Here is a 22242-nt window from a genome sequence, read left to right on the forward strand (position 1 = left end):
TCATGACCAACCGGTGGACGGGCGAAGTGGCGCTGGTGATCGATGGCACATCCCATGTGCTGAAACTGACATTGGGGGCGTTGGCCGAGCTGGAAGAGCAGCTGGGCGAAGCCTCGATCGTGTCCTTGGTCGAGCGGTTTGAACACGGGCAATTCTCCAGCCGGGATGTGCTGGCGCTGATCGTGGCCGGGCTGCGCGGTGGGGGCTGGCAAGGCACGGCAACGGACCTGTTGGCTGCAGAAATCCAAGGCGGCCCGGTCGAGGCGGCAAAGGCGGCCGGTCAACTGTTGACCCGCGCCTTTGCATTGACCCCGAACGAGGCCGCCGATGGCTGAGCCTGCCGGGTTCGACTGGCCGGGTCTGATGCGCCTTGGCCTTGGAAAACTGGGGCTGCGCCCGGATCAGTTCTGGGCGCTGACCCCCATTGAATTGGCTGTGATGGCCGGGCTTGAGGGGCAACCTGCCACCTGCCTGCGGTCGCGGCTGGAAGAGCTTGCACGCGCGTTCCCTGATGAACCGCGTGCCCCCACTGGAAAGGGCATGTGATGGCTGGTTTGGACAGTATCGACAGCTTTGAAGATCAGATCGACGCGCTGGAGGCCGCACTTGGCGGTGCGCAGCAGATGACGACCGGGTTCATTTTTGAACTGAAGGGGATGCATTCGACGATCTCGGATCTGAGCACAGATGTGAGCAAGCTGTCCTCGGGCATCTCGTCCGGGTTGCGGCGTGCGTTCGAAGGGTTGGTCTTCGACGGCATGAAGCTGTCGGATGCGTTGAAAATGGTTGCGAAATCCATGACCGATGCGGCCTTCAACGCCGCGATCAATCCCGTCACCAACCACTTTGGCAACATCCTTGGCCAAGGGGTTGGAGCGCTCACGAACGCCTTTCTGCCCTTCGCGGATGGTGGTGCGTTCACACAAGGACGTGTGATGCCGTTTGCCAAGGGGGGCGTCGTCTCGCAGGCGACGACCTTTCCGATGCGCGGTGGGACGGGCCTGATGGGCGAGGCTGGTCCGGAAGCGATCATGCCGCTGAGCCGCGGTGCCGACGGACGCCTGGGTGTACGCGCGGCGGGTGGCGGGGCTCCGGTCAGCATCACCATGAATATCTCGACCCCGGATGTTGAAAGCTTCCGCCGGTCGCAAAGCCAGATCGCGGCGAATGTCCAACGCGCGCTTGCGCGTGGGCAACGTCACCGCTGATCCCCTGATTTTACGACCTGAGGAGCGTTCGCCATGTCCTTTCACGAAATTCGCTTCCCGGCCAATCTGAGCTTCGGCTCGGTTGGTGGGCCTGAACGGCGCACTGAAGTCGTGACGCTGGCCAACGGGTTTGAAGAACGCAACACCCCGTGGGAGCACTCGCGCCGCCGTTATGACGCGGGGATCGGCATGCGCTCGCTTGATGATGTCGAGACGCTGATTGCTTTCTTTGAAGCGCGGCGTGGGCAGTTGCATGCGTTTCGCTGGAAGGACTGGTCGGACTATAAAAGCGGGCTGCCCTCAACGGATATCGCTTTCACCGATCAGATCTTGGGTTGGGGCGACGGTGTAAGAACCGAGTTTCAGCTGATCAAGACCTATCGGTCGGGAACGGATACCTACGAGCGTCCGATCCATAAGCCCGTCGAGGGCACCGTCAAGCTGGGGCTGAAGGGCGACCCTCAGATCGAGGGTACGCAGTACAGCGTGGATCTGACCACGGGTGTTGTCACATTCGTCACGGCGCCGGAAGAGGGGGCCGAGGTCACGGCAGGGTTCGAATTCGACGTACCAGTACGCTTTGACACTGACCGCGTGCATACCTCGGTCGCGTCATTTCAGGCCGGTAAAGCCCCCAATGTGCCCGTTGTCGAGGTGCGTGTCTGATGGCGATCTCAACAGAATTTCAGACCCATCTGGACGAAGCGGTCACAACAATTGCACGGCTGTGGAAGGTCACGCGACGCGATGGTGTGGTGTATGGTTTCACCGATCACGATCTTGACGTGCAAATGGATGGGGTCACCTACAAGGCCGATACTGGGATGACCGCGCATGCGCTGAGCCAAACCACGGGCCTTTCGGTGGACAACACCGAGGCTTTGGGCGTCCTGTCCACCGAGGCGATCAGCGAAAAAGACATCCGTGCTGGCCGCTATGACGGGGCCGAGGTTGAAGCTTGGTTGGTCAATTGGCGCGATGTCTCGCAACGCTTCTTGCGGTTTCGTGGAACGGTCGGAGAGTTGGCCCGCGAGGCGGGTGGTTTCCGCGCCGAACTGAACGGGCTGAGCGAGGCCATGAACCAGCCGCAGGGGCGGGCGTATCAGTCGCCGTGTTCGGCCGTGCTGGGCGATGGGAAATGCCGGTTCGATCTGGGCCAAACCGGGTACTCGGTCGAGCTGGATCTGGTCAGCAATGACGAAGAGACCGTGTTCCGGTTCGCGGACATGGCGCTCTATCCCGCGGATTGGTTTGTGCGTGGACGTTTCACGGTTATCAGCGGTGACGCAGAAGGCCTAAGCGGGATCATCAAAAACGACACGAAAGGGGACGACGGTGCGCGGACCATAGAGCTGTGGGAAGCCCTGCGTGCCGAGATGCAGCCGGGTGATCGGGTGCGGTTGGAAGCTGGCTGTGACAAGCTGCCCCGGACCTGTCGCGAAAAGTTCAACAATTTCCTAAACTTTCGTGGGTTTCCCGACATCCCTGGTGAGGACTGGCTGATGTCCTATCCGATCCCCTCTGGCCGGAATGACGGCGGTGATGGGCGCGAGACGTTGGACCTTGAGGCCCTTTTCCCAAGCGAAGAAGGCGGTAATCCATTCTTGCCGCTGTCCGGGGGTTGATATGGCGCAGACACAGGCAGTGATACTGCAAGAATTGCAGGAGTGGCTGGGGACGCCCTATGTGCATCAAGCCTCGCAAAAGCGGGCGGGGTGTGACTGTCTTGGGTTGGTGCGCGGTGTCTGGCGGGCTGTGCTGGGGCAGGAACCCGTGGAGGTGCCACCCTATACCGCAGACTGGTCCGAGACCGATGGGCAAGAGACCCTGTGGCAGGCCGCCCAATCTCATCTGGTGCCTAAATTCCCTGAAGACCGACAACCGGGTGACATCCTGCTGTTCCGCATGCGCTCGGACGCGGTGGCCAAGCATCTTGGCTTTGTCAGCCGCACTGGGCCGGCCCCCTCATTTATCCATGCCTATAGCGGGCATGGAGTCGTCGAAAGCCCGCTTTCGACCCCTTGGGCACGCCGCATTGTGGCGTGTTTTGAATTTCCTGAAAGGACAAGCTGATGGCGACGATACTTCTTTCTGCCGTGGGTGCTGCGGCTGGTGCCTCGATTGGTGGCGGCGTTCTGGGGCTTTCTTCGGTGGTGATCGGCAAGGCGATCGGGGCCACGATCGGCCAAACCATCGACAATCGCATTCTGGGTGCAGGCTCTGACCCGATCGAGACGGGGCGCGTGGATCGGCTGCGCATGAGCGGAGCGTCTGAAGGCACTGCGATCCCGATGATCTATGGCCGGGCGCGTTTGGGCGGGCAGGTGATCTGGTCGACCCGCTTCAAGGAAAACGCCACCACCACTGGGGGCAGCGGCAAGGGATTGGTTAAACCGCCGGAACCCGAGGTCACGACCTATAGCTACTCGATCAGTCTGGCTGTCGCCCTGTGCGAGGGCGAAATCACCCGGGTGGGCCGGATCTGGGCCGATGGTAACAAGGTCGAGAAAAGCGACCTGAACATCCGTGTTTACAAGGGCACCGAAGACCAATTGCCTGACCCCAAGATCGAAGCCGTCAAAGGGGCCGGGAAAGCACCGGCCTATCGCGGGATTGCCTATGTGGTGATCGAGGATTTGGATGTCACCCAGTACGGCAACCGCGTGCCGCAGTTCAGTTTTGAAGTCTTCCGCCCTGAGCAGCCCGATCAGGACAAAGAGGTCGCGCGCGGCACACAGGCCGTAGCGCTGATCCCGGGTACGGGGGAATACGCGATGGCCACGTCGAAGGTCCATTACAATGGTGGGCCGGGTGTCAGCGGCGGGTCGAACCTGAATAACCCGTCCGGCAAAACGGATTTCGTGACCTCGTATCGGCAAATGCGCGAGGAAATGCCCAACTGCAAGAACACGGCCCTGGTCGTGTCGTGGTTCGGGGATGACCTGCGCTGCGGATCGTGCCAGATCCAGCCTCGGGTCGAGCAACACGAGATGGATGGTAAATCCATGCCGTGGACCGTCAGCGGCGTGTCGCGTGCGCAGGCTGGGCTGATACCGCGGGATGACGACGACCGACCGGTCTATGGCGGCACGCCCTCGGATCAGGCCGTTAAGGAAGCGATTGAGTTTGCCTCGCGCCATGACCGCAAAACTACATTCTATCCCTTCATCCTGATGGAGCAGATGGAGGGCAATACACTGTTCGATCCCTGGTCTGCCCAGATCGGACAGCCTGCCTTGCCATGGCGCGGGCGGATCACCACCACGCTGGCGCCACATCACGCCGGGTCGCCGGATGGCACCTCTGGTGCAGTGTCGCAGGTCGATGCCTTTTTCGGAAATGCACAGCCCGGCGATTTCACCGTCACCGACGCAGGCGTGGACTATACCGGCCCGAACGAGTTTTCGTATCGCCGTTTCATCCTGCACTATGCGCATCTTTGCGCCGCTGCGGGGGGCGTGGATGCCTTCCTGATTGGGTCCGAGCTGCGCAGCCTGACCCAGATCCGGGGGCCGGGGAATAGCTTCCCGGTAGTCACACAGCTGATGCAGCTGGCCGACGATGTGCGCGGTATTCTGGGGGCTGAAACTAAGATCTCTTACGCCGCCGATTGGTCGGAGTATTTCGGTTACCAGCCACAGGACGGGACAGGGGATGTATTCTTCCACCTCGATCCCTTGTGGAGCCATGACGAGATCGATTTTATCGGGATCGACAACTATATGCCACTGTCCGATTGGCGCGATGGGTTCGAGCATGCGGATGCGTCCTATGAGGCGATCTATAACCTCGACTACCTCAAAGCCAATATCGAAGGCGGCGAGGGGTTTGATTGGTACTATAAGACTCCCGAAGCGCGGGAGTTGCAGATCCGTACTCCGATCACCGATGGTGCCCATGGCGAGGACTGGGTCTATCGCTATAAAGACCTGCGCGGCTGGTGGGAGAACTCGCACCATAACCGCATCGGTGGCGTGCGCGATGTGACCCCGACGGATTGGTTGCCTGGATCGAAACCCTTCTGGTTTACGGAAATCGGATGCGCAGCGATCGACAAGGGCACCAATCAGCCGAACAAGTTCCTTGACCCCAAAAGCTCGGAAAGCTCGCTGCCGCGTTATTCAAGCGGGCGGCGCGATGACCTGATGCAGGCGCAATATCTACGGGCGATGTATGACCATTGGGGAGAGGTGGTGAATAACCCCACCCATAGTGCGACCGGCGTGCAGATGCTGGATATGAGCCGCGCCCATGTCTGGGCTTGGGATACGCGTCCCTTCCCGCAATTCCCCAACCGGAAGGGATTGTGGAGCGACGGTGCAAACTATGAGCGCGGTCACTGGTTGAATGGGCGTGCGTCGTCGCGGTCGTTGGCCTCGGTGGTCAGTGAGATCTGCGAGCGCTCGGGCGTGACGCGCTATGATGTGTCCAAGCTCTATGGCTTGGTGCGTGGCTATGTGGTGGATCAGATCAGTGGGGCGCGGGCAGCACTTCAGCCGCTCATGCTGGCCTATGGGTTTGAAGTATCGGAACGCGAAGGGGTTCTGATCTTTGCCTCGCGTACAGGGCGGCCCGACCACATCTTGGACCCCGAGAAGATGGCGCTGTCACCTGAACGCGACTCGACCCTTGAACGTATTCGCGCGCCCGAGGCCGAGATCGCTGGGCGGGTTCGCTTGAACTATATCGAAAGCGGTGGGGATTATGACATCCGCGCGGTCGAGGCGATCTTCCCGGATGAAACCAGCTATACGGTGTCGACGTCGGAAATTCCGCTGATCCTGACCCGCGCCGAAGCGCGCGCCATCACCGAGCGCTGGCTCTCTGAGGCCCGCGTTGCGCGGGATAGCGCCAGCTTTGCCCTGCCGCCGTCGGAACTGTCCAAAGGGGCAGGGGATGTGCTGAAACTGGACACCGACGCCGGGACCGAGCATTTCCGTGTGGACCATGTCGAGCACGCAGGTGTGCAGAACATCCGCGCCGTGCGCGTCGAGCCGGGCCTGTTCCTGCCGTCCGACAGTGTCGAGCCCGCGCCCGCCGTGACACCCTATGTCGCGCCGGCTCCGGTTTTCCCGATCTTCATGGATCTGCCTTTGCTGACCGGCGATGAAGTGCCACATGCGCCGCATGTCGCGGTCACAGCAGACCCTTGGCCGGGAAATATTGCGGTCTATCGCTCGGCCAGTGACAATGGTTATCGCCGGATTGACCGGGTGACCGCACGCTCGATCATTGGTGTGACAGAAACCGATCTATTTGCCGCACCTGCGGGTACGCTGGACCGTGGGCCCGCGGTGCGTGTGAAGCTCTCCTCGCCGTCCAACTTGTTCTCAGTCTCGGTCGAGGACCTTCTGAATGGCGCCAATGTTCTGGCGATCGGGGATGGTAGCCCGGACAACTGGGAGATCCTGCAGTTCGCGACGGCAGATCTTGTCGGCGAGCAGACCTATGACCTGAGCCTGCGTCTGCGTGGACAGCTTGGGACGGATGCAACCATGCCATCGTTGTGGCCGGTCGGCAGCTATGTGGTCGTGCTGGACGGTACGCAGGAACAGATCCCGCTGCGCTCTTCTGCCCGTGGGCTGAACCGCCACTATCGTGTTGGCCCGGCGCGCAAGGCTTATACGGATGAAAGCTATGTGCATGAAGAGCATGCGTTCGACGGCATCGGTCTGCGCCCCTATGCGCCCGTGCATCTGACCGCACGCGATGACGGCGGGGATCACCAGTTCAGCTGGATCCGGCGTACGCGGATTGACGGCGACCCCTGGGGCGAGGCCGAGGTGCCGCTGGGCGAAGTTGATGAGCGCTATCGTCTACGGATCCGAGACGGAGCCACCGTGCTGCGTGAGCTGGACGTCACCAGCTCCAGTTGGACCTATGACGCCGCGCTTCGCAGTGCCGATATGGTGCTTGGCACCTATATGCTCGACGTGGCGCAGATATCCGAGCGGTTCGGACCTGGGCCATATGCGCAGCTCCAGGTGACGCTCTAAATGCGGCCGGTGCTGCCCGGTGATGCGATGGCGGCGGCCTGTGCGCTTCTGGCGCTTGGGCCGCGTAGGCGCCCCGGTGCGATGCTGGCGATGCTACAGCGTGCTGATGCCGCGGATCGATATCGTCGGGCGCTGGGCCGGGTGCATCCGCGCTGGGGAAATGGCAGTTTGGGATCGGTCGCCATGTCCCTGCCGCGACAGGCCGAACCCTTCCACGATGATCCGGAGTTTCTGGACTGCCTTCTGACGGTCTATGCAGCGCTGAAAGCGCGCCATAAGCGCCTTATCCGGCGGCGCAGCTAACGCATTTCGGGGCGGTGGGGTCCAGATCCAACCGCCCCTTCGCGATCTCTTCCCCGCAATCCTCGCAATAGCCGAACTCGTCTTCCTCGATCCGGGCCAAGGCTGCCATAATCCGTTGGCGCTGGGCGGTGCGGCGGGTCTGTGTGGCTTTAGCCATCGCCTGATTTTGCAGCGCATCCATCCGCGACAACCGCCCGACCGCCTGTTGATCCAGCGTCACCACCTTCTGTCCCTCAGCCCCACGCGCATCATCACGGTCAAGCTCGTCCAACTCGGACCGCAATCGCGCTTTGAATTTGGCAAGGTCATCTGGGGTCACGAGAAATTCAGGCGCTTTCCGGCTTTGCTTTTTTGAAATTCAAGCCTATCTGGTGTATCCTAAGCGTGCAACGCAGGAGACATCATGGCCGAGAAACGCGCAATCCTCACCCGGATTGATCCGGTTTGGGATCGGATCACCGACGAAGCCAAGCAAGCCATCGCTGAAGAACCGCTTCTGGGCGGTCTGATCGGTGCCTGTGTGCTGCATCACAAAACGCTGGAAAAGGCGCTGTCCTATCGCTTTGCCGCCAAGCTTAGCTCGAACGAGATGAGCATGGTGCTGCTGCGCGAGATTGCGGACGAAGCCTATGACAGCTGCGCCGAGCTGGCCGAGGCCGCCCGCGCCGACATCACGGCCGTTCTGGATCGCGACCCGGCCTGCCACCGCATGTTGCAGCCGGTCCTGTACTTCAAGGGCTTCCAGGCGATGCAGGCCTATCGTCTGGCGCATTACCTGTGGAAGGAAGGGCGCAAGGATCTGTCCTATTTCATCCAGATGCGCTGTTCCGAGGTCTATGGCATCGACATCCACCCCGGCGCGCGGATTGGTCGTGGCATCATGATCGACCACGCGCACTCCATCGTGATCGGTGAAACCGCTGTGGTGGGCGACAATGTCTCGATGCTGCACTCGGTCACGCTGGGCGGGACCGGCAAGGAAGACGAGGATCGCCACCCCAAAATCGGCGACGGCGTGCTGATCGGTGCCGGCGCCAAAGTTCTGGGCAACATCAAGGTCGGGGACTGCTCGCGCATCGCGGCGGGTTCGGTCGTGTTGGAAGAAATTCCCTGCAACGTCACCGTGGCTGGTGTGCCTGCCAAGATCGTGGGCGAGGCTGGATGTGACTGCCCGTCGGTCGAAATGGACCAGACACTTATCCAATAAGTAGAGCTGCGCCGGTTGCCGTGCAGGCGATCGGCGGATTTCCGCAAATTTGCGCTAAATCAATGTAAAGCTTCAGAAGTTTCATCTAAAGAAGCCCAGTGACAACCTGGGAGACCCCGAAGATGAAGCAAATCTGGCTTGCCACTGTGGTGGCGTTTTCTGCAGTGTTTCTTGTAGCAGTGGCCGGTTAATCGTTGTGAAGACGACCTGAACCACGGGTCCAATCAGCACAACACTCAGAGGCAGAAAAGAAAGACCGCACAGACGGTCAAAAGACAAAAAGGGCGACGCATCCGCGCCGCCCTTTTGTGTGTCTGGGGGATTAGGCCGACAGCTGGTCGAAGGCTTCCATCGCACGGGCGCCGTACATATAGGCGGGGCCTCCACCCATCAGGATAGTGACGGCCACGGTCTCGGCCACTTCTTCGCGGGTGGCACCTGCCTTGATAGCTGCACGAACATGAAATCCGATGCAGTCGTTGCACTGCTTGACGATCCCAATGGCGATGCACTGCAGCTCTTTGTCTTTCACCGACAGTGCTCCGTCGACCAACGCGGCCCTATGCATGGCGCGGAAGCCATTGGCACCTTCAGGGTGTGCGGCTGCAAAGGATTTGGTGTTTTTTGTTGTGTCGTCCAGCAGGGCTTTGAAGTCCATGAAGTCTCTCCGAAATTGAGTGTTCGGAAAAGCAAATGGCCCAAGGCGAGATGTCCCGCCTTGAGCCATGTCAATAAATTCGCGATTGCGAATGCTTATGCCAGCATCGACATCGGGTTTTCCAGATTGTCGACGATGGCTTGCAGCAGGTTCGCACCTACGGCGCCGTCAATCACGCGGTGATCGACCGACATGGTGACGCTCATCACCGTGGCGACCGTCAGTTCGCCATCAGCGCCCACAACGGGTTTCTTCACGCCCGAGCCGACGGCCAGAATGCCTGCATGCGGCGGGTTCACGATGGCGTCGAAATTGTCGATACCAAACATGCCCAGGTTCGAGATTGCAAAGCTGCCGCCCTGATACTCGGTCGGGGCCAGTTTGCGTTCACGCGCACGCGATGCCAGATCTTTCATTTGGGTCGAGAGGCTGGACAGCGACTTCTGATCGGCATCCTGCAGAACAGGAGTAAACAACCCACCCTCGATCGCGACGGCAACCGCCACGTCCGAGGCCTTCATCTGCAGCACACGGTCTCCAGCCCAAACGGCGTTGGCTTGCGGCACGGCTTGCAGCGCGTTGGCGACCGCTTTGATGATGAAGTCGTTCACCGACAGTTTCACACCGCGCGCTTCCAGCTGTTTGTTCAACTGGCTGCGGAAAGCCAGAAGGGCGTCCAGCTTGATGTCGCGACGCAGATAGAAATGCGGGATTGTCTGCTTGGCTTCCGACAGGCGGGCGGCAATGGTCTTGCGCATCCCGTCGAGGCTGATTTCCTCGTACTCGCGGTCCTGATACATGGCAGCCACCATATCGGCCGAGGGACCGGTGGGTGCTGCAGCAGCAGGTGCAGCCGCCGGAGCTGCCGCGGCAGGAGCCGCCTTCGGAGCTGCCGTTGCATTTTCCACATCCGCTTTCACGATCCGGCCTTTCGGACCCGATCCGGTGATCTGCGTCAGGTCCAGACCCTTGTCTGCCGCGATGCGACGTGCCAACGGTGACGCGAAAATGCGTGTACCATCAGCAGCTTGCGGGGCAGGGGCCGCCGGAGCAGCAGCGGGTGCCGCAGCCTCAACCGCTGCAGGAGCGGCCTCGGCTTCGGCAGCAGCAGGCGCTGCAGGTGCGCTTGCGGCGATGTCGTCCGCGCTTTCACCTTCTTCGATCAGCACGGCGATGGCAGTGTTTACCTTTACGCCTTCGGTCCCTTCCGCGATCAGAATCTTGCCGATGATACCTTCATCAACGGCTTCGAACTCCATCGTCGCCTTGTCGGTTTCGATTTCGGCCAAAAGGTCACCCGAGGCGACCTCGTCACCTTCTTTGACCAGCCATTTTGCCAGCGTGCCTTCCTCCATCGTGGGGGACAGGGCGGGCATCAGAATTTCGGTTGCCATATCTCGGTCTCCTTAACGATAGGTTACAGCTTTGGCGGCATTCACCACTTCGTCGGTGGTCACCAGCGCCAGCTTTTCAAGGTTTGCTGCGTAAGGCATCGGAACATCCTTGCCGGTCATGTTGATCACCGGCGCGTCGAGGTAATCGAACGCACGTTCCATGATCTGAGCGGTGATGTGGTTGCCAATCGATGCGACCGGCCAGCCTTCTTCCACCGTGATGCAGCGGTTGGTTTTCTGGACCGAGCGGATCACCGTGTCATAGTCAATCGGGCGCAGCGTACGCAGGTCGATCACTTCGGCCGAGATACCCTCTTCCGCCAGCTTATCAGCCGCTTCCAGAGCGTATTTCATGCCGATGCCGAAGCTGACGATGGTCACATCCGAGCCTTCACGCCAGATGCGCGCTTTGCCGAACGGGATGGCGTAGTCGTCCATCACCGGCACGTCGAAGCTTTGACCGTAAAGTAGCTCGTTTTCCAAGAAGACAACTGGGTTTTCTTCGCGGATCGCGGTTTTCATCAGGCCTTTTGCATCCGCTGCCGAATAGGGCATCGCCACGTAGAGACCGGGGATCTGCGCATACCATGCGGCATAGTCCTGCGAGTGCTGGGCACCCACGCGGGCAGCCGCACCGTTCGGACCACGGAAGACGATCGGGCACGACATCTGGCCGCCCGACATATAGCGGGTCTTAGCGGCGGTGTTGATGATGTGGTCAATCGCTTGCATGGCGAAGTTAAAGGTCATGAACTCGACAATCGGTTTCAGACCGCCCATCGCAGCACCCGTTGCCAGACCAGCAAAGCCGTGCTCGGTGATCGGGGTGTCGATCACGCGCTTGGCGCCGAACTCGTCCAGCAGACCTTGGCTGACCTTATAGGCGCCTTGGTATTCTGCGACCTCTTCCCCCATCAGGAAGACGGTGTCGTCGGCGCGCATCTCTTCCGCCATCGCGTCGCGCAAGGCTTCGCGCACCGTGGTCGAGCGCATTTCGGTGCCTTCCGGGATTTCCGGATCAGACAGATCTTCCGAGGTGATGGGCTGTGCTGCAACCGGGGCGGCTGCCGGCGCAGCAGCAGCAGGGGCTTCCGCTGCCGGGGCAGGGGCCGCCGCGACGTCGTCTGCGCTTTCGCCTTCTTCGATCAGAACGGCGATGGGGGTGTTCACCTTCACGCCTTCAGTGCCTTCCGCGATCAGGATCTTGCCGATGATGCCTTCATCAACAGCTTCGAATTCCATCGTCGCTTTGTCGGTTTCGATCTCGGCAAGGATGTCGCCCGATGCGACCTCGTCACCTTCTTTGACCAGCCATTTGGCCAGCGTGCCTTCCTCCATCGTGGGGGACAGGGCGGGCATCAATACTTCAGTAGCCATATCGTGTTCTCCTCTGTCCTAGGCTTAGGCGTAAATATCGGTCCACAGCTCCTCGAGCGCGGGCTCGGGGCTGGTCTTCGAGAATTCGGCGGCGTCGTTTACAACGGCCTTGATCTCTTTATCGATGGCCTTGAGGTCATCCTCGGACGCATGTTTGCCCTGCAGCAGAAGCTCGCGCACATGTTCGATGGCGTCGCGTTCTTCGCGGACTTTCTGAACCTCTTCGCGGGTGCGGTACTTGGCCGGGTCCGACATCGAGTGGCCGCGGTAGCGATAGGTTTTCATTTCCAGAATGTAGGGGCCTTTGCCCGCACGGCAGTGCGCGGTCGCGCGTTCGCCTGCTTCTTTCACGGCCATGACGTCCATGCCGTCAACCGCTTCACCGGGGATGCCGAAGGCTTCGCCGCGGGTGTAAATATCAGGGGTCGAGCTGGCACGCTGCAGCGAGGTGCCCATGGCGTATTGGTTGTTTTCGATCACATAGATCACCGGAAGCTGCCATAGCGAGGCCATGTTGAAGCTTTCATAGACCTGACCTTGGTTGGCCGCACCGTCACCGAAATAGGCAAAGGTTACGCCGCCATTGTCAAGATACTTGTCTGCGAAGGCCAGACCGGTGCCGATTGGAACCTGCGCACCAACGATGCCGTGGCCGCCATAAAAGTGCTTCTCTTTCGAGAACATGTGCATCGAGCCGCCTTTGCCGCGCGAATAGCCGCCTTCGCGGCCCGTCAGCTCGGCCATGACGCCTTTCGGGTCCATGCCGCAGGCCAACATGTGACCGTGGTCGCGATACGAGGTCAGGCGCTTGTCGCCTTCTTTCGCGGCGGCTTCCAGACCGACAACAACGGCCTCTTGACCGATGTAAAGGTGACAGAAGCCACCGATCAGCCCCATGCCGTACAGCTGGCCCGACTTTTCTTCGAATCGACGGATCAACAGCATCTCGCGATAGTATTCGAGAAGCTCTTCTTTAGATGTGTTTGATTTTGCGGTCTTTTTCGGAGCGCTTTTCCGAGCTGCCATGCGGCGTCCTCCTCCTGGCGTCATCTGGCTTAGAGTAATAGTTTAGTGTTAAACTATCTTATACAGACTTCGCCCTCACCGGTCGACAAAAACTTGCAAAACCTTGCGCGGGGCAGGGTTGCGCCAGACGCAAGGCTTGCGCTTCTATAAGATTACAAAGGGAAAATCGCGCTCAGATTAGCGCAGAACGACCTCGTCCGCGCGGACAACACCCAGCACGTTGCGGGCTTGTTCGTCCAGAAGGTCCAGATCCAGGTAGTCGTCGGACAGGCGTTTGGTGCGATTTCGCAGATCAGCGATCTGAGCCGAGAGCGCATCACGCTCTTTCAAAAGCGCTTGCGTCTCGGCCTCGATCTGTACGCGCCGGAATAGTCCATAGTCGCCCTGCACACTGGCAAACGTGAAGTAAAGGCCAAGGCCAACGGCCCCGACAAAGTAGATCACTCCACCAATTCCAGTCTGTGCGCGAGGTGCGCCCATAGGTCTCCTGCCTGTATGTACTGCCTCTTGCCCACCTCTTTTCGGGCGGTGCAAGAAGACTATGCCATAGGTGATTCGGCTTGTGAATCCCAAAAACGAATCGGTTGGAAAGTTTTTTCGGGCGTCAAAGAAAAACGGCCCGCAAAGCTGCGAGCCGTTTCAAAATGCAATCAAAGCAGAGGCTTATCCGGCGATGGATGCCTGATAGATGCTGTCGATGGTATCCGCGATGGTGCCGTTGAATTCGTCGTCCGATTGGTTCGCCGACAGGCCTTCGGTCAGCGCACGTGAGAAGCTGGCGATCATGCCAGTGTTCTGTGACAGGCGATTGTTGGCTTCCTCGCGCGAATAGCCACCCGACAGGGCCACAACCGACGCCACGCGCGGGTGCTCCACCAGCGATTTATAGTGGTTGGCGGTTTCCGGCAGGGTCAGTTTCAGCATGACGGTCTGGTCATCCGACAGTGCGTCCAACTGAGCGGTCAGCTCGGCCAGCAGGATGTCTTCCGCCGCTGCCTTGTCTGCGATCGAGATCGTGACTTCGGGCTCGATGATCGGCACCAACCCGTGACCGATGATCTGTTTGCCTACCTCAAACTGCTGGGCGACGACGGCTTTAATACCATCCGCATTGGCCGCATTGATGACCGAGCGCATCTTGGTGCCGAATACGCCTGCTTTCACAGCGCGTTCGCACAGCGCATCCAGTTCCGGCATCGGCTTCATCACTTGTACGCCGTTCTCTTCATCGGCAAGGCCCTTGTCGACTTTCAGGAAGGGCACCACGCCGCGCTCGTCCCACATATAGGTGGCGGTCGGCTTGCCGTCGATCTGACGGTCCATGGTCATCTCGAACAGAATCGCGCCGATCACTTTCTCGCCGGTGAAGGCCGGAGCCTGTGCGATCCGAGAGCGCATGCCGTGGATCAGGTCAAACATTTCGGCATCGCCCGAATAGGCGTCTTCTTCGATGCCATAAAGGCGCAAAGCTTTCGGGGTCGATCCGCCCGACTGGTCCAGTGCTGCGATGAAGCCCTGACCGGCTTTGATCTTGTCCATTTGTGCTTGGTTCGGCATGTCGATCCCACGTGTGAATAAAAGTCTGAATTACCCCGTTCATAGGCGAGGGCGAGCGGGCATGCAATTCTGCTGGCGCTAACAGGTGTGCGTAGGAAAGAGTGAGGGGCAAGGTTGGATGAAACGGATATGGGCCTTGCCCCTCGGCAACGGGCGCGAAGGGAACTTGGACGGCGCAGGGGAACTCTGGCCGACACGCGCCGATGCGTTCGCGATTGCGCGGGTTACTTGGTCAGGATCAGCTTGCCGGCGCGGGTGATGGTCAGCGTATAAACCATGTCGTTCAGCACGATGCGGGCAGTCTTGCCACTTTGCGTCAGATCCAACGCATCATGTTCGGGTGGAGTGCTCCGCAAGGCGGTTTCAAATACGGCGCTGGTAATGGGGGCGGTCATGTGCGGTCTCCTTCAAGGACGGCCTCGATCCACGCGGCCAAAGCTTGCAGGCCGGGAAGCAAAGGGATGGGGTTTGGAATGTCGGTGCGGGCGGTCAAGCATCCGCGGTGAAAGTCAGTCATGTGTCGCGCTCCTGATGGTGCGGGGCGGGTGTGCCCCTCAGGTCTCCGGCTGATCGCAGGGGGGTGCGACTGGCTGATATGTAATACCTATAAAAACAGTCAGGTAATAGTCAAGCCGGAAATGCGAAACAAAAAACGCCCCGCGCATTTCTGCGCAGGGCGTTGAAAAATGATGTTTTCGTGGCTTGGCTTAGCCCAAAGCGGCGACGCCCGGCAGTTCTTTGCCTTCCATCCACTCAAGGAATGCGCCGCCTGCGGTCGAGATATAGGTGAAGCGCGCCGCAGCACCTGCCTTGTTCAGGGCGGCCACAGTGTCACCACCACCCGCGACCGAGGTCAGGTTGCCCGCCTCAGAAAGCTCAGCCGCTTTCAGGGCGGCAGCGTTGGTGGCGGTGTCAAACGGCTCGATCTCGAAGGCGCCAAGGGGGCCGTTCCAGATCAGGGTGTTTGCTTGCTCGAAGACGTCCGAGATCTTGGCAACCGCTGCGGGGCCAGCGTCAAGGATCATCGCATCCGATGGGCAGGCGTCGGCGGCGACGGTTTCATTGGCGGCATTTGCGGCGAATTCGCGGGCGACGACAACATCCGACGGCAGAATGATCTCGCAGCCAGCGTCTTGCGCTTTGTTCAGGATCTCTAGCGCCGTGTCGGTCATGTCATGCTCGGCCAGCGATTTGCCCACGTCGATACCCTGCGCTGCAAGGAATGTGTTGGCCATGCCGCCACCGATCACCAGATGATCCACCTTCGCAACCAGATTGCCCAGAAGGTCCAGCTTGGTCGAGACCTTGGCACCGCCGACAACAGCGACGACCGGGCGTACAGGTTCACCAAGGGCAGCCTCAAGCGCCGACAACTCGGCCTGCATCAGGCGACCTGCGCAAGAGGGCAGAAGGCGGGCAACACCCTCGGTCGAGCCGTGGGCGCGGTGGGCGGCCGAAAACGCGTCATTACAGTAAACATCGCCCAAAGCGGCCAAAGCGGCGGCAAAGGCGGGGTCATTCTTGGTTTCCTCCGCGTGATAGCGGGTGTTTTCCAGAAGCAGAACCTCACCCGCCTCAAGTGCGGCAACGGCTTGTTTGGCAGGCCCGCCAATGCAGTCCTCGGCAAATTTCACCGGGCTTCCAAGGGCGGCTTCAAGGGCAGGGCGCACGACAGACAGGCTCATGTCCGCCACGCGTTCGCCTTTGGGGCGGCCAAAGTGGGCCAGAAGAACCGGCTTGCCGCCAGCGGCCAGAATATCGCGGATGGTAGGCAGGATGCGCTGGATGCGGGTGTCGTCGGTCACCACGCCATCTTTCACCGGCACGTTGATGTCTACACGGGTCAGAACGGTTTTGCCGTTCAGGTCCATCTCGTCGAGTGTTTTCCAGGCCATCGGTCCCTCCATTAGGTGTCGGGCGTGTTGCACACCAAAAGCACGCGCGGGTCAACAGGCGCGGCGAAAAGAAGCCCGTCTGCCCTTCCATCTTTTCGCCCGCGTGCTTAGTTTGGCGCCAACGAAACACATAATCTTAGAAGGAGGCCCCGATGGCCGAATATAAAGATCCCGAAAACACCATCCTGATGGAACTGAAAGACGGCACCGTGGTGATCGAACTGCTGCCCGACGTAGCTCCCAAGCACACCGAGCGCATGAAAGAGCTGGCCCGCGCAGGCGAATATGACGGTGTGGTCTTTCACCGCGTGATCGACGGCTTCATGGCCCAGACCGGCGACGTAAAGAACGGCAAAGACGCGACCATGCTCCGCTATGCGGGCACCGGTGGGTCGAACCTGCCGGATCTGCCGGCTGAGTTCTCGAAACTGCCGCACGACCGCGGCACGCTGGGCGCTGCCCGTTCGCAGAACCCGAACTCGGCCAACAGCCAGTTCTTCATCAACTTCAAAGACAACCACTTCCTGAACGGTCAGTACACGGTTTATGGTCGCGTGACCTCGGGTATGGAGCATGTCGACGCGATTGTCCGTGGCGAGCCGCCTGCAAGCCCCGATGTGATGGTTTCGGTCAAGGTGGCTGCCGATGTCTGACGGCAACTACACCCCGCGCGAGCGCCGCACCTTCTGGTTGGCGTTTCTGGCCGGGGTGGGTTTGGTCGTGGCCTATGCGATCTACACGCTGTGGCCATCGACCCCGCCCGAGTTGGACCCGGTCGTCGTGGGCGACGCCCCCAAGGTGGAAATCACCGTCGCAGGCGAGGCCAATGGTGTGATCGAGATCACTCTGCGCCCCGATCTGGCGCCCGAGCATGTTGAGCGGATCATCACGCTGGCCAAGGAAGGCGCCTATGACAACGTGGTCTTCCACCGCGTGATCGACGGCTTCATGGCACAGACCGGCGATGTCGAATTCGGCAAGGCCGACGGCAATGGCGGTCGCGCGGGCATGGGCGGATCGTCCTACCCGGACCTGAAGGCCGAGTTCACGGACGAGCCCTATCTGACTGGCACCGTGGGCATGGCCCGCTCGCAAAGCCCGAACTCGGCCAACAGCCAGTTCTTCATCATGTTCGCCCCCGGCGATTTCCTGAACGGGAAATACACCGTTGTGGGCAATGTGACCGACGGTTTTGACGTGGTGCAGGCGATCAAGCGCGGCGAAGGCCCGAACGGGTCGGTGCTGGGCAAGCCCGACGTCATGACCTCGATGCGCGTGGTCGAATAAGCACGCGCACGAATGCTCAAACCCTCGTGAGGGGGGCTATGGGGCCGCTTCTTTCTCTGTCAGGCTGGGTCTGTCCGAGAAAAGGAGCGGCCCTATGCGTATTCTGATGACCATGCTTGCGATCACCGTCGGGCTTTGGGCGCAGGACGTGCGCGCCAACCCGACCCAGTGGGAACGCGAGTTTCCGAAAACCGATTTCACACAATCCAATATTGGCGGCTGGAACGAAATCCTGTCGGGCGGTCCCGGTCGCGATGGCATCCCCGCGCTCTCTGACCCAGCCTTTCGCAATGCAAGTGACGAGACCGGCATCGGCCCCCGCGAACCCGTCCTGACGGTCGAGATCCAAGGCGCGACCCCGCGTGCCTATCCACTGCGCTATCTGACATGGCATGAGATTGTAAATGACACGGTGGGCGGCGTGCCCGTCGCTGTGACCTTCTGCCCGCTCTGCAATTCGGGCATGGTCTTCGACCGCCGCGTCGGCGCGCAAGAGCTGACATTTGGCGTAACGGGCAAGCTGCGCGCCTCGGACATGGTGATGTATGACCACCAGACGGAAAGCTGGTGGCAACAGGCGCTGGGGGAGGGGATCGTTGGCAAACACACCGGCACCCAGCTGAAACAACTGCCTGCCTGGATGGAAAGCTGGGCAGAATTTGTCCGTCGCAATCCCGACGGGCTGGTCATGGACCAACCCCGCGCCAACCGATCCTATGGCCGCAACCCCTACGCGGGCTACGATAGCCGCAACCGCCCTTACGGTTTCTTTACAGGGGAACAGCCGCCCCATGGCGTTCCCGCACTGGCCCGCGTCGTCCGCGTCGGTGACCGCGCTTGGCCCGTCGCGCGCCTGTCGAAAGAAGGCGAGATCACCGAGGCGGGCGTGACCATTAGTTGGACTGCGGGGCAAGCCTCGGCACTGGATACGGGCCCAATCGGAAGGTTTGTTCGTAGGATCCCGTTAAGGCGGAACAATATGGGAACTGTCGAACATCAGATGAATTTGGGATCTGATCCGGCTGGGGGCGGAATCGTATCATAGGTCATTCCCGACCTTCGCTGCGCAGCGCTTGAGTAGGTAAGATGCGGACGGAGTGCGCTTTCGCTGCGTTCGCATCAATGGCTGCTGTCGATAAAACCCGATACGGAGTTAGGCCCCATCGGAAGGTTTCTTCGTAGAACCACGCTAAGGAGGAACATTTAAGGAACATCTTCACGTCCCCCACTCTCTGGACGGCCTGGTGTTAAGCGGCCGCGCAATTTTGCGGTCTGCGGCTCCGGAATGCCAGTCGAAGTCGCCTGATAGGATTATGTGGTCCCACCCGAGGGGCGACGTGAACGGCAGTAGGGCGGGATCGTACAGTGGGTTGGTCTTTGCGAGGTGGTTGGCGGCTTTGTCCATATAGATTGTGTTCCAGAATGTGATGGCAGCGATGACCAGGTTGAGCGCCATAGCGCGTTTCTGTTGGGCAACCTCAGAACGATCACGAATGCGCCCCTGTGAGTGCGCAAAGACGGCGTGGGCCAGCGAGTGGCGCGCTTCACCTTTATTCAGGCCAGCCTGGCATTCCATTCGCAGGTCGGCGTTCTCGATCCAATCGAGCATGAAGCGCGTCCGCTCAATGCGCCCAATTTCGCCAAGGGCGAGATATAGCCGGTTTTGCTGGCGGTACGCCCCGAGCTTGCGCAGGATTTCAGACGGTTTCAGAGACTTGTCCCGAATGCTAGCCGCGAGCCGCATGATATCGCCCCAATGCTGCCGGATCACCTCTTCATTGATAGGCTTGCCGATGATGGGCGACAAAGTGGGCAACGCCTTCGCGCCCCCGAAGCAGGCCAACCTCCGGTCCGGAAAGTCGCGCAGACGCGGCGCGAAGGTCATCCCCAACAGATGGAACAGAGCAAAGACGTGGTCCGACACGCCGCCGGTATCTGTGTAATGAACGAGGGGGTCGAAGCTGGCCGGATTGCTCAGGAGGCCATCGAGCACAAAAGGCGCTTCGCCTGCGGTTGCCCCGATGACACTGGAATGGAACGATCCGTACTGGCCAGACAGGAAGGAATAGATCTTCAGCCCGGGGTCGGGCCCGTATTTTGCGTTGATGACCCCGCTGCCACGATTGGCGGAGAAGAACTGGCCATCTGATGAGCTGTGCTCAGCCGCGCCCCAATGCTGCGCGAAGGACAGACCATGATGGGCATCGACAATCCGGCCCAAGGCATCCGCGAATGTCTCGGGCCGCAAGTACCACGTCTGCGCCCAGGTCAACTGAGCGTGGCTGACACGCGATGAAGCATAGGCCATGCGCTCCAGGCCGAGATTAGTGGCCCCGGCCAAGATCGTGGCCAGTACTGCGGCGGGTTCATCGTGCTGCTTGCCAGACCGCAGATCGGTGAAGGCGTCGAGGAACCCTGTCTGCGCATTCACCTCCCAAAGCAGCTCCGTGATGCGGATACGCGGCATCACGGCGTCGATGGCCCGTTCCAAACGCACCGCAGCAGGAGGTGTCACCGCATCATGTGGTGTGATTTTCAGCCGCCCGCGCTCGATACGGACGCCAGTAAGAGCATTGCGTTTCAAGGCGCGGTCCACTTGGTCAAGACGTTTCGCCAACATGGTCCGGCGATCAGCCAGCCACGCGTCCGGATCGGTCTCGAAGCCTGCATCCCGCATGACAGTTTCAGCATTGTCTCGGGGCATAAGGTAGCTGTCGAACCGGCGATACTCACGACTGCCGTCGACCCAGACATCTCCTGCGCGCAGACGATCTCGCAAGGTGGAAACAACGGCAGTTTCATAGACACGCCGCTTCGGCTGACCGTCTTGAACGATCAACGATCGCCAATGCTTGGCGGCAAAGGGCATGGGCGGATCATCCGGCAATTTGCGCTTGCCGCTCTGGTTCTGGTCGCGCAACAAGGCAATCGCGTCCTTGAGCTCATCCCCCGCATCGGTGGCATTGAACTGGAAGGCTTCAAGAAAGGCGGGGGCGAACTTCCGCATATAGGCATAACGCTCGGCCGCCAGGGATAGGGGGGCACTGGTGGCCAATTCCCCGAACCCGGCGATTTCGTCACGACGGCCCAAAAGCTTGTCCCACCCGATTTCCGCATCGAGTGCCGCAAATGGATCCTGCCCCAATTCTTGTGCGCGGGCCATCGCATCAATGGACTCGCCAAAGAGCTGCATCAGCTTGCCAACCCGCGCTTTGCCCATACGCCAAACCTCCTCCTGGCGATTGCGGGATCTTGAGAAGAGCTGGCCGGTCAGCCGCTCGAACATGGCGATGGTCGCGTCGGTGACCGTGATAGATAAATCCGACATCTGCGCCGCGAGCGTAGCGATCCGCCGCCGCTCGCCAAAATCATTCAGCAAACTGACCGGTGCTACAGCGCCCTCGCGCGCGAACTTGAGCAGCCGGTCAGGGTGCAGGCCGTGCCCAAGGTTTGACGGTAAATTCAGCGATCGCAGATATTTCAGGCGGTCTAGAAGCGCGGTCATACTGGCCGGGCTTGCGGAGTGCGGATAGCCCCGCAACCATGTGAGTCGCGTTTGCCCGACAGACGGATCGTTGACCAAGAGCCCCTGTAATTGGGCCCGTTGGTCCGGGGATAGAGCATCAAACAGCGCAGCGGCAGCCTCGCGCCGAGCGCGTGCCCGCCCCTTCAGCGCAAAGCGCTCAAGCGTGTCTACGCTCGGCAATACCAGATGCTGCTTGCGCAGCTCCGCGACCAGAGTCTCAACAATCTTTACGCCGTGATCCGTCGCGAAGGCCGCCCTCGTGGCGATATCCTCCGCTTGCTGCACATGTTCAGATCCGAAAGGCGAAAGCCCCAAGTGGCGCATCGCGACGGCATGATGTTCGTGCCGCGTATTTCTCCTGATGGCATAGTCGTCGAGAGTACAGGCCTCCACCTGAAGCTGTTCAGCAAGCCAAGCGATCAGCTCCGCTGGCGGCATGATGCCGTCGCTCCACCCAAAGCCTGGGTGGCGCAGCAGACAAATATGAACCGCGACACCAAGGAGGTTTTCGGCGCGGCGTCGGGTGCGGATCAGGTCAATGTCGTGCCTGCTTAGCAGATAATGGCGGATCAAAGCATCAGGTTCCACCGGTATCCCAAAGAGATCTGCATGCGCACGGGAAGAAAGTAGTCGACGGGCCATAGGGTGTCCTCAAAAGGTAGTTGCAAGTTTGAAGACATCGAATATTATAGAGACCGATAAAAAGACAGATTTGCCGCGCCGATTCAGGATCACAGCAATCACGTTAAGTCAGGCCATAAAACGGCCGTTTTGGAGACATGACATCTGTATGAAACAAGCAGCTCTT

Annotated in this window: 23 protein-coding genes; 12 read left to right on the top strand and 11 right to left on the bottom strand. The window is 60.2% G+C overall.

Annotated features, from left to right (window positions below; translation table 11 throughout):
• The first annotated feature begins 2 nt into the window (after nucleotides 1–2).
• The 8 genes from EOL43_RS05935 to EOL43_RS05970 are packed head-to-tail and all read left to right on the top strand — an operon-like array spanning nucleotide 3 to nucleotide 7507.
• Entirely contained in the window at nucleotides 3–335 is a 333-nt protein-coding gene (locus EOL43_RS05935) for a gene transfer agent family protein (protein ID WP_133486524.1), read from the top strand.
• Nucleotides 328–546: a rcc01693 family protein gene (locus EOL43_RS05940; RefSeq protein ID WP_133486526.1), complete on the top strand. Its 219-nt coding sequence runs from the start codon at nucleotides 328–330 to the stop codon at nucleotides 544–546. Before EOL43_RS05935 ends, EOL43_RS05940 begins: the two co-directional genes overlap by 8 nt.
• A complete protein-coding gene (locus EOL43_RS05945; protein ID WP_133486528.1) occupies nucleotides 546–1208 on the top strand; it encodes a phage tail tape measure protein in 663 nt (220 codons plus the stop codon). Before EOL43_RS05940 ends, EOL43_RS05945 begins: the two co-directional genes overlap by 1 nt.
• Nucleotides 1209–1241: 33 nt before the next feature.
• Nucleotides 1242–1874 (top strand): DUF2460 domain-containing protein, encoded by a 633-nt coding sequence (locus EOL43_RS05950; RefSeq protein ID WP_133486530.1) that lies wholly within the window; start codon nucleotides 1242–1244, stop codon nucleotides 1872–1874.
• Nucleotides 1874–2833, top strand: a complete 960-nt coding sequence (locus EOL43_RS05955; protein WP_133486532.1) for a DUF2163 domain-containing protein — start codon at nucleotides 1874–1876, stop codon at nucleotides 2831–2833. Before EOL43_RS05950 ends, EOL43_RS05955 begins: the two co-directional genes overlap by 1 nt.
• A gap of 1 nt (nucleotide 2834) precedes the next feature.
• On the top strand, nucleotides 2835–3281 hold the full coding sequence (locus tag EOL43_RS05960) for an NlpC/P60 family protein (protein WP_133486534.1): 447 nt from the start codon (nucleotides 2835–2837) through the stop codon (nucleotides 3279–3281).
• Entirely contained in the window at nucleotides 3281–7204 is a 3924-nt protein-coding gene (locus tag EOL43_RS05965; protein ID WP_133486536.1) for a baseplate multidomain protein megatron, read from the top strand. The genes EOL43_RS05960 and EOL43_RS05965 overlap by 1 nt, the downstream gene beginning before the upstream one ends.
• The gene (locus EOL43_RS05970; protein ID WP_133486538.1) at nucleotides 7205–7507 is read left to right on the top strand and encodes a DUF7742 family protein; all 303 of its coding nucleotides are present in this window, start codon (nucleotides 7205–7207) and stop codon (nucleotides 7505–7507) included.
• Here the strand turns inward: EOL43_RS05970 and EOL43_RS15510 are convergent.
• Nucleotides 7488–7826, bottom strand: coding sequence for a TraR/DksA family transcriptional regulator (locus EOL43_RS15510; protein WP_240686473.1), 339 nt, complete (start codon nucleotides 7824–7826; stop codon nucleotides 7488–7490). The two genes, EOL43_RS05970 and EOL43_RS15510, sit on opposite strands and share 20 nt — an antisense overlap.
• 84 nt (nucleotides 7827–7910) lie before the next feature.
• Here EOL43_RS15510 and cysE point away from each other — a divergent pair, with 84 nt between their 5' ends.
• Complete coding sequence (gene cysE / locus EOL43_RS05980; RefSeq protein WP_133486540.1) at nucleotides 7911–8714, top strand: serine O-acetyltransferase; 804 nt, start codon at nucleotides 7911–7913, stop codon at nucleotides 8712–8714.
• A gap of 322 nt (nucleotides 8715–9036) precedes the next feature.
• Here cysE and EOL43_RS05985 read toward each other — a convergent pair whose 3' ends face one another.
• The 9 genes from EOL43_RS05985 to EOL43_RS06020 form a co-directional block, all read right to left on the bottom strand.
• Nucleotides 9037–9372 carry a carboxymuconolactone decarboxylase family protein gene (locus tag EOL43_RS05985; RefSeq protein ID WP_133486542.1) on the bottom strand — a complete coding sequence of 112 codons (336 nt, stop codon included), beginning with the start codon at nucleotides 9370–9372 and terminating at the stop codon, nucleotides 9037–9039.
• A 95-nt stretch (nucleotides 9373–9467) separates the two neighbouring features.
• Nucleotides 9468–10766: a pyruvate dehydrogenase complex dihydrolipoamide acetyltransferase gene (locus tag EOL43_RS05990; protein ID WP_133486544.1), complete on the bottom strand. Its 1299-nt coding sequence runs from the start codon at nucleotides 10764–10766 to the stop codon at nucleotides 9468–9470.
• A gap of 12 nt (nucleotides 10767–10778) precedes the next feature.
• On the bottom strand, nucleotides 10779–12143 hold the full coding sequence (locus tag EOL43_RS05995; RefSeq protein WP_133486546.1) for a pyruvate dehydrogenase complex E1 component subunit beta: 1365 nt from the start codon (nucleotides 12141–12143) through the stop codon (nucleotides 10779–10781).
• 24 nt (nucleotides 12144–12167) lie between these two features.
• On the bottom strand, nucleotides 12168–13169 hold the full coding sequence (gene pdhA / locus EOL43_RS06000; protein WP_133486548.1) for a pyruvate dehydrogenase (acetyl-transferring) E1 component subunit alpha: 1002 nt from the start codon (nucleotides 13167–13169) through the stop codon (nucleotides 12168–12170).
• Between the two features lie 177 nt (nucleotides 13170–13346).
• Nucleotides 13347–13649 carry an FtsB family cell division protein gene (locus tag EOL43_RS06005; protein WP_133486550.1) on the bottom strand — a complete coding sequence of 101 codons (303 nt, stop codon included), beginning with the start codon at nucleotides 13647–13649 and terminating at the stop codon, nucleotides 13347–13349.
• 183 nt (nucleotides 13650–13832) lie between these two features.
• The gene (locus EOL43_RS06010; RefSeq protein ID WP_240686474.1) at nucleotides 13833–14708 is read right to left on the bottom strand and encodes a fructose bisphosphate aldolase; all 876 of its coding nucleotides are present in this window, start codon (nucleotides 14706–14708) and stop codon (nucleotides 13833–13835) included.
• 242 nt (nucleotides 14709–14950) lie between these two features.
• Entirely contained in the window at nucleotides 14951–15121 is a 171-nt protein-coding gene (gene hemP, locus EOL43_RS06015) for a hemin uptake protein HemP (RefSeq protein WP_133486553.1), read from the bottom strand.
• Nucleotides 15118–15243, bottom strand: coding sequence for a hypothetical protein (locus EOL43_RS15560; RefSeq protein WP_276320885.1), 126 nt, complete (start codon nucleotides 15241–15243; stop codon nucleotides 15118–15120). The genes hemP and EOL43_RS15560 overlap by 4 nt, the downstream gene beginning before the upstream one ends.
• Nucleotides 15244–15433: 190 nt before the next feature.
• Complete coding sequence (locus tag EOL43_RS06020; RefSeq protein ID WP_133486555.1) at nucleotides 15434–16621, bottom strand: phosphoglycerate kinase; 1188 nt, start codon at nucleotides 16619–16621, stop codon at nucleotides 15434–15436.
• 152 nt (nucleotides 16622–16773) lie between these two features.
• Here EOL43_RS06020 and EOL43_RS06025 point away from each other — a divergent pair, with 152 nt between their 5' ends.
• The 3 genes from EOL43_RS06025 (at nucleotide 16774) to EOL43_RS06035 (ending at nucleotide 18953) form a co-directional block, all read left to right on the top strand.
• The gene (locus EOL43_RS06025) at nucleotides 16774–17274 is read left to right on the top strand and encodes a peptidylprolyl isomerase (protein ID WP_133486557.1); all 501 of its coding nucleotides are present in this window, start codon (nucleotides 16774–16776) and stop codon (nucleotides 17272–17274) included.
• Nucleotides 17267–17908, top strand: coding sequence for a peptidylprolyl isomerase (locus EOL43_RS06030; protein ID WP_133486559.1), 642 nt, complete (start codon nucleotides 17267–17269; stop codon nucleotides 17906–17908). Before EOL43_RS06025 ends, EOL43_RS06030 begins: the two co-directional genes overlap by 8 nt.
• Before the next feature lie 94 nt (nucleotides 17909–18002).
• Nucleotides 18003–18953: a DUF3179 domain-containing protein gene (locus EOL43_RS06035; RefSeq protein WP_133486561.1), complete on the top strand. Its 951-nt coding sequence runs from the start codon at nucleotides 18003–18005 to the stop codon at nucleotides 18951–18953.
• A 171-nt stretch (nucleotides 18954–19124) separates the two neighbouring features.
• Here EOL43_RS06035 and EOL43_RS06040 read toward each other — a convergent pair whose 3' ends face one another.
• Nucleotides 19125–22076, bottom strand: a complete 2952-nt coding sequence (locus tag EOL43_RS06040) for a Tn3 family transposase (protein WP_133486563.1) — start codon at nucleotides 22074–22076, stop codon at nucleotides 19125–19127.
• Nucleotides 22077–22242 lie beyond the last annotated feature (166 nt).

Origin of the sequence: Aliiroseovarius marinus (assembly GCF_004360145.1) — a bacterium.
Taxonomy (GTDB): Bacteria; Pseudomonadota; Alphaproteobacteria; order Rhodobacterales; family Rhodobacteraceae; genus Aliiroseovarius; species Aliiroseovarius marinus.